The sequence below is a fragment of the Phenylobacterium sp. genome (assembly GCF_031412415.1).
Classification (GTDB): Bacteria; Pseudomonadota; Alphaproteobacteria; order Caulobacterales; family Caulobacteraceae; genus Phenylobacterium.
Genome location: NZ_JANOCX010000171.1, coordinates 1 through 6,969, shown reverse-complemented (window position 1 = coordinate 6,969; position 6,969 = coordinate 1). Strand labels below are relative to the sequence as shown.

At 66.5% G+C, this 6,969-nt stretch carries 8 protein-coding genes; 4 read left to right on the top strand and 4 right to left on the bottom strand.

Annotated features, from left to right (window positions below; genetic code table 11):
* The 3 genes from hemA to RMO04_RS08310 form a co-directional block, all read right to left on the bottom strand.
* The coding region (gene hemA / locus RMO04_RS08320) for a 5-aminolevulinate synthase (RefSeq protein WP_309644316.1) at positions 1-989 on the bottom strand (989 nt) is incomplete at its 3' end.
* Positions 990-1,236: 247 nt separating this feature from the next.
* Complete coding sequence (locus RMO04_RS08315) at positions 1,237-1,992, bottom strand: methyltransferase (protein WP_309644315.1); 756 nt, start codon at positions 1,990-1,992, stop codon at positions 1,237-1,239.
* Between the two features lie 35 nt (positions 1,993-2,027).
* Positions 2,028-3,080, bottom strand: coding sequence for an enoyl-CoA hydratase/isomerase family protein (locus RMO04_RS08310; RefSeq protein WP_309644314.1), 1,053 nt, complete (start codon positions 3,078-3,080; stop codon positions 2,028-2,030).
* A 128-nt stretch (positions 3,081-3,208) separates the two neighbouring features.
* Between RMO04_RS08310 and hemB the strand changes: the two genes are divergently transcribed.
* Positions 3,209-4,225: a porphobilinogen synthase gene (gene hemB, locus RMO04_RS08305; RefSeq protein WP_309644313.1), complete on the top strand. Its 1,017-nt coding sequence runs from the start codon at positions 3,209-3,211 to the stop codon at positions 4,223-4,225.
* Between the two features lie 11 nt (positions 4,226-4,236).
* Here hemB and RMO04_RS08300 read toward each other — a convergent pair whose 3' ends face one another.
* Positions 4,237-4,848 (bottom strand): TetR/AcrR family transcriptional regulator, encoded by a 612-nt coding sequence (locus tag RMO04_RS08300; RefSeq protein WP_309644312.1) that lies wholly within the window; start codon positions 4,846-4,848, stop codon positions 4,237-4,239.
* A gap of 71 nt (positions 4,849-4,919) precedes the next feature.
* On the opposite strand from RMO04_RS08300, the gene RMO04_RS08295 reads away from it, so the two are divergent.
* The 3 genes from RMO04_RS08295 to RMO04_RS08285 all read left to right on the top strand — a co-directional run bounded on the left by RMO04_RS08295 (position 4,920) and on the right by RMO04_RS08285 (position 6,928).
* Positions 4,920-5,321 (top strand): hypothetical protein, encoded by a 402-nt coding sequence (locus RMO04_RS08295; protein ID WP_309644311.1) that lies wholly within the window; start codon positions 4,920-4,922, stop codon positions 5,319-5,321.
* A gap of 96 nt (positions 5,322-5,417) precedes the next feature.
* On the top strand, positions 5,418-6,038 hold the full coding sequence (locus tag RMO04_RS08290) for a PEPxxWA-CTERM sorting domain-containing protein (protein ID WP_309644310.1): 621 nt from the start codon (positions 5,418-5,420) through the stop codon (positions 6,036-6,038).
* An 86-nt stretch (positions 6,039-6,124) separates the two neighbouring features.
* Positions 6,125-6,928, top strand: coding sequence for a hypothetical protein (locus RMO04_RS08285; protein WP_309644309.1), 804 nt, complete (start codon positions 6,125-6,127; stop codon positions 6,926-6,928).
* Positions 6,929-6,969: the final 41 nt, after the last annotated feature.

Sequence of the window (6,969 nt, the reverse complement as noted above, 5' to 3'; positions counted from 1 at the left end):
TGGCTGACCGACGGCATGACCGGCAGGCCAGCCTTGAGCAGGCGGGCCTTCAGGGTCGCGGCGCGTTCCTGATGGGCGATGCGGACCTCGTTGTGGTCCTTGAGATAGCGGATCGAGGCCACGGCGCCGGCGGCGAGCGCCGGCGGGATCGAGGTCGTGAAGATGAAGCCGTCGGCATAGGACCGGATGGCGTCGACGATCACCGCGTCGGCGGCGATGTAGCCGCCCATCACGCCGAACGCCTTGCCCAGGGTGCCCTCGACGATATCGATCTGGTCCATGACACCGTCACGCTCGGCGACGCCCGCACCGCGGGGGCCGTACATGCCGACCGCGTGGACCTCGTCGAGATAGGTCATGGCGCCGTACTTCTTGGCCAGCGCCACGGTCCCCGGAAGGTCGGCGATGTCGCCGTCCATGGAGTAGACGCTCTCGAAGGCGATGACCTTGGGCGCATCGGCCGGGGCGTCGATGAGCAGTTGCTCCAGGTGCTCCAGGTCGTTGTGGCGGAACACCCGACGACTGTCGCGACCGCCGGCCCGGATGCCGGAGATCATCGAGTTGTGGTTCAGCTCGTCCGAAAAGATGATCAGGCCAGGAAGGATCTTGTAGAGCGTCGAGAGCGAGGCTTCGTTGGAGACGTAGCCCGACGTGAACAGCAGGGCGGCTTCCTTGCCGTGCAGATCGGCGAGCTCATGCTCCAGCTCCACATGATAGTGGGTGGTGCCCGAGATATTGCGGGTGCCGCCGGAGCCGGCGCCGGCCTCGTCGATCGCCTTGTGCATGGCGTCCAGAACCAGCGGGTTCTGGCCCTGGCCCAGATAGTCGTTCGAACACCAGACCGTGACGTCGCCCTGAGTCCCATCGGTCTGGGTCCAGGTGGCGCGCGGGAACTGGCCCCGATGACGCTTCAGGTCGGCGAACACCCGATATCGACCTTCCGAACGCACGCGTTCGAGGGCTGAGCGGAAGGCGTCCTTGTAATCCATCGACTTGAACTCCGCCCTTGGCGATCGACGATCTCTCGCCGCGGACGGTCCCCTTATTCGGCTCGGCTTATCGCGCCACGGAAGCCGATTGTCCACATTGCGCGTTGTCACAAATCATCAGATTTCATGACCAAGCGCACAAGCTTTGTGATCGCAGGTAACATTCGCGGCGAGACCGCGAGGCATTCGCAAGGCAACGGGTGGCGACGCAAGGCGCCGCCACCGCCGCCGTCCCTACCTCGGACTACTATTTCGGCCGTTGGAATTTGTAGATGAACTGGTCGGTGTGGCCGCGCAGGCTGGGGTCGAACACGGACTTGGAATAGTCGTCCTTGTCCGTGCGCAGCACCTTGCTCTCGCCGACGAACTTGAAGCCCGCGGCCTCGACTTCCTTGCGCACGATCGCCGGATCAATGCGGTGCACGGTGTCGGCGGCGTCGAGCGCCGTTCCGGCCGGGGCGGCGTGATCCAGGATCACGTAGTGGCCGCCGGGCTTGATGGAGTTGAAGATCTGCTTGTTGACCGCGGCCACATCGAGGTTGAAGCGCTTCAGATGCAGGTCGTGGTAGTTCTGGGCGGTCCAGAATAGGTCCACCGGCTCTGGCAGGCTGAAGGCCGTGAAGCCCGCCTGAACCACTTCGATATTGCCATAGACCGCATCGGCCGCGATGGCGCGGATTGGCGGCGGGGCGGCCGGCGGCGGCGCATTGGCCGGCGGCTGGTTGATCACGGCGTAGACCTTGCCCTTCGGTCCCACGGTCTTGGCGAAGATGCGGGTGAAGTAGCCGACGCCAGGGTTGAAGTCGGCGACCTTCTGGCCCGCCTTCACATCGGCGAACTCCAGCATTTCGGCGGGCTTGCGATCGGCGTCGCGCTTGGTGTCGGCTTCGGGCCGACCCTTGTCGGCGACAGCCGCGACCACCGCGGCGGACGGCGCGGCCTGGACCGCCGAGGCGGTGATGGCCATGACCGCGCAGGCGGCCAATAGAAGACTGCGTTTCATTGGTCTCTCCCATCGGCGCGCTCTTCTGGCGGCCGTCATTGTCTAGGTAGTGGCGACCATTCCTCAGCGGAAGGAAGCGGCGCAAATATGGCGGCCAGCATCGCCTCGTCGACAGCTTCAGGCGTGGCGGGATTCCAGCGCGGGGCGTTGTCCTTCTCGACGATGACGGCGCGCACGCCTTCGATGAAATCGTGGCGGCGGACGACCCGCGCGCCGATGCGGTACTCCATGGCCATGTTGTCGGCGAAGCTCTTGGCCGCGCCGCCCAGCTGGAGCTGACGGAAGGCGACCTTCAGGGTCTGCGGCGACTTGGTCGCCAGAACCTTGAGTTGCTCGCGCGCCCAGTCCGTGTCGGCCGCCGTGAGCGCCGCCAGGATCGCTTCGAGGCTGTCGGCCCCGAAGATGCGATCAATCTCGTCCTGGTGGGCGGCGACGGGCGGACGACCGGCGTCGGCCTCGAACTCGGTGAGGATGGTCTCTACCGCGGCCGGATCGGCGATGATGGCGGCCTTGAGCTCGCCGCTCTTCGCGCTTTCCACGAAGTCCGTCGCCACGCCGACCAGTTCGCAGTCGGCGGCCTTGATCCTGGCGCCGGTGAGCGCCAGCCACAGGCCGATGTGGCCGGGCATCCTCGGCAGGAACCAGCCACCGCCCACGTCGGGGAACAGACCGATCCCGGTCTCCGGCATGGCGAAGGTGGTCCTCTCGGTCGCCACTCGATAGCGCGAGGGCATGGCCAGGCCCACGCCGCCGCCCATGGTGATCCCGTCCATGACCGTCACGACGGGCTTTTCGTACTCGAACAGCAGATGGTTCAGCCGGTACTCGACGAAGAAGAACTCGCACGCCGCCTTGCCGTCCCCCGCCCCGCTCTCGGCCAGCATGCGGATATCGCCGCCGGCGCAGAAGCCGCGCTCGCCGGAATGGTCCAGCAGGACCAACTCGATCGCCGGATCGTCGCGCCAGGCCAGCAGGGCCTGGGTGATCGCCCGGCACATGTCGGTATTGAGGGCATGGAGCGCCTGGGGCCGGTTGAGCGTGATGCGCCCGACCTTGCCTTCGATGCGGGCGAGAACGTCGTCGGTCATGGTCGCGGGCCTCGTCTTTGGGGGCGTCGATCCCGCGTTATCACACGCGATCGCGACCTCCATCGGAAACACCTCCGCAACGCCTGAAGACTTGCGTCCGGACAAGGGATCGGTCACAGCGCGGGATCATGACCAGAGCCCCCCTCGCCGCCTATCCCGCCCTGCGCCTTCGCCGCCTGCGCCAGGCCGACTGGATCCGCCGGCTGGTGCGCGAGAGCGTGCTGACCCCGGCCGACCTGATATGGTCAATGGTGGTCCACGAAGGTGACGGCGAGGTCCCGGTCGCGTCCATGCCGGGGGTCTCTCGCCTCTCGGTCAAGGAAGCCGCCAAGGCCGCCGTCGAGGCCCGCAGGCTGGGCATCCCGGCCATCGCCATCTTCCCGCACATCGATGGCGCAAAGAAGGACGCCTCGGGCCTGATGGCCCACGATCCGAACGGGGTGATCGCCAACGCCATCAAGGCCATGAAGGACGCCGCGCCCGAGGTGGGGATCATGTGCGACGTGGCGCTGGACCCGTTCACCGACCACGGCCACGACGGCGTGATCGAGAACGGCAAGATCCTCAACGACCCGACCATCGAGCGGCTGATCCAGCAGGGCCTGATGCAGGCGCAGGCCGGTTGCGACATCCTCGCGCCGTCCGACATGATGGACGGCCGCTGCGGCGCCTTGCGACAGGCCCTGGAGGGCGCAGGCCTGCAGGACGTGATGATCATGTCCTACGCCGCCAAGTACGCCTCGGCCTTCTACGGCCCCTATCGCGACGCCATCGGCTCGGGAAAGCTGGGGACGGGGTCGGTCGGAAATCCCGGCGACAAGAAGACCTACCAGATGGACTCGGCCAACACCGAAGAGGCCCTGCGCGAGGTGGCGTTGGACATCGCCGAGGGCGCCGACATGGTCATGGTCAAGCCCGGCATGCCCTATCTCGACATCGTCAGCCGGGTGGTCGAGGCCTTCGCCGTGCCGACCTTCGCCTTCCAGGTCTCCGGCGAGTACGCGATGCTCATGGCCGCCGCCCAGAACGGCTGGATCGACGAGGAGCGCGCGATCCTGGAGAGCCTGGGCGGCTTCAAGCGCGCCGGCGCCGCTGGGGTGATCACCTATTTCGCGCCCCGCGCGGCGCGGCTGCTGGGCGCCTGACGCCGCGACCTTCAGCGCGGAGCGGGCACGTCGGCCCCTGAGATCAGCGCCGCGATGATCGTTCGATGGCGCGGTTCGCCGGTTCTCGCATCGTTCGCCGCCACCAGGTTGCCGTCCAGGCGCATGGAGACGTAGCCGTGGACCAGCGACCAGACGGCGATGGCGTAGGTCTCGGGATCGAATCGCATCGGCTTGCCCAGCCCCTCCAATTCCGCGAGCAGACGGTCGTAGAGCGCGTCCATCGCGAGCCCCAGCCGCACGTCCGTCACCTCCAGCAGATCCCGCCGCCACAGCAGCCGGAAGCGATGCGGATGGGCCAGGGAGTAGTCGATCATCGCCTCGGCGAAGGCGACGAGCCGAGCCTCGCCGGGCGGCGCCACTGACATCTTCTCGACCGCCAAACCCCAGATTTCGCCGAAGAATCCCGCCGCCAAAGCCGTGAGCAATCCCTTGCGGTCGGCGAAGTGATTGACGGGCGCGGCGTGCGAAACGCCCGCCGCCCGCGCCGTGGCGCGGATCGAGAGCCCCTCGATGCCTTCGGCGTCGAGCAGTTCCGTCGCGCTCTTCAGCAGGGCCTGGCGCAGATCGCCGTGATGGTAGGTCGCCCGGCCGCTCTTGCTCATGATCGCATATTGACGATCCCCGAGCCTCGTGGGAATTGACACTGTCAATATGCCAGTGGGCGGGGAACATCATGGTCCGGAAGATCGTCATCAGCTTGTGTGTGCTCACGTTCGGCTTGCTCGTTCCCGTCCTCGAGATCAACGCGACCCATGTCTGGAACCCGGACTGGCCCGCGCACGCCCGGCTTCACGAGGTGTGGCAGCTCATCACGAACTGCTTGCTCGCCGGCGGCTGTCTGTGGCTCGCCTGGGTTCGGAACCAGGTCGCCGCCGCCAGCCTGCTCGCGCTGGCGGTGATCAGCGGCTTCCTTGCCGCCTACCTCGTCCGGGGCGCTTACGGCGGCTCGATGGTGCATCCCAATGGCAGCGAGCTGCTGGTTGGCGGCGTCAATCCGGCGACGGCCGTGATGCTCGCCGCGGCCATCGCCCTGGCCGGCTGCCTGTGGTCGACGGCGCGGTCGCTCCCTCGTTGAGTGAGTGTGTTTGACAAATATTGACACCGTCAATATCAGTCGCGCCGTACACGGCGGACGCCCCCTGATCCGCCGGTCTTGCTTGTGGATTGCGTGATGAAACGCCTGATACCCTCCGTCGGCCTCGCCCTGGCCCTGCTCGCCACGCCCGCCGCCGCGGCGGTAATCTCCCAGACCTTGGCCTTCCCGAGCCATGGCGCCTCATTCTACACTGGGACCTCGCCTGACGACGTCGGGATGCTCGACGACGGCGTCGATTCCGGGCTCTTCACCGACACCAGCCACTGGCTGGAACAACGCTTCTATCAGGTTGAGATCGCCAAAGACGCGTTCAGCTACGTGATCCCGATCCGCACCTTGGGACTGGCCGAGGACGCCTTCTTCGAGTTGTTGCTGAATGGGGTGGTCATCGACGACTTCACCGTCCGCGCGGCGCCCGGCGACGCGGCTTCGACGATCACCGGCTCGGGCCGCATCCTTCCCGGCCAGACCTTCCCCGGCCACACCTATGATGGACAGATCCTGCGCATCCAGCTCAAGCGGGACATCTCGCCCGGCGCGGGCGGGGTCACCTTCGGCGTAGGCGGCACGGCGACATTCCTGGCCTCGGCCGTCCCCGAGCCCGCGACCTGGGCCATGATGATCGCGGGCTTCGGACTGGCTGGCGCAGCAATCCGCCGGCGCAGGTCGGTCTCCGAGCTCCCGACCGCGGCCTGACCCGGCCCGGTTAAAGGCGCGGGACTTGGCTCCTGCGATTCGCCAGTCCACAGTCCCGCGCCCCTTGCCCCCCGAAGGAACGCTCCATGAAAGCCCTGCTCGCCGCCGCCTTCGTCATCCTTCCAAGTATGGGATATGCCGCGACCTGCGAGCAGAGCTTCAAGAAGTCGGTCAATCCGCTGATGGGATCACAGTACGCGGCTTCGGTCACGATTGACGGGCTGACCCGGCAATCGGCCATCAGCCAGATGCGCGGCGTCGCTCAGAAGAACAGCCTTTCGGTCCTGGTCGATGAGCCCGAGAACGGCAGCATGCTGTTGGAAGACCCTGAGAACTTCCAACACAAGGCCATCCCCATCGTGGTCAGCGCGACGGAATCAGGCCGCGCGACGACCGTCGAGATGGTGATCAAGACCGGCAGCGGCGCATTCGCCAAGAACGACGCCATGCGCGCCGCGATCTGCGCGATGCTGGCCGACATCAAGCCCGGACGCGGGGCAGCCACGACAGCGGCCGCTCCGGCAAAGCCGATCAAGATGCAGGCCTTCGTCCTCAGCCAGCAGGTCAGCCGCGACGAGAAGGAAAACGCCGCGGCCATTCCCCTGCGATATAGGGGTCGGGTCTACACGCTCACCGGGATCGTCGACTACGTCATCAAGGACGGTGACGCCTATCGCGTGGCCTTCGACGTCCAGCCAAAGACCGATCTGCTGGGTCCCCTCCCCGGCATCCAGGCCGTTCCCGTCGGCATCAGCTGTCTGATGGCGCCCGGCCAGACCGCCTACGCTCTGTCGCTGCGCAAGACCAACAACGCCACGCTGACCGGCGTCTTCCACGACTACGATGAGTTCAAGCATCACCTGTGGCTGAAGGACTGCCGCCCGGGCTAAGGCGGCTAGGTCTCCAGGCGCGTGACCAGGCTGGACGTGTC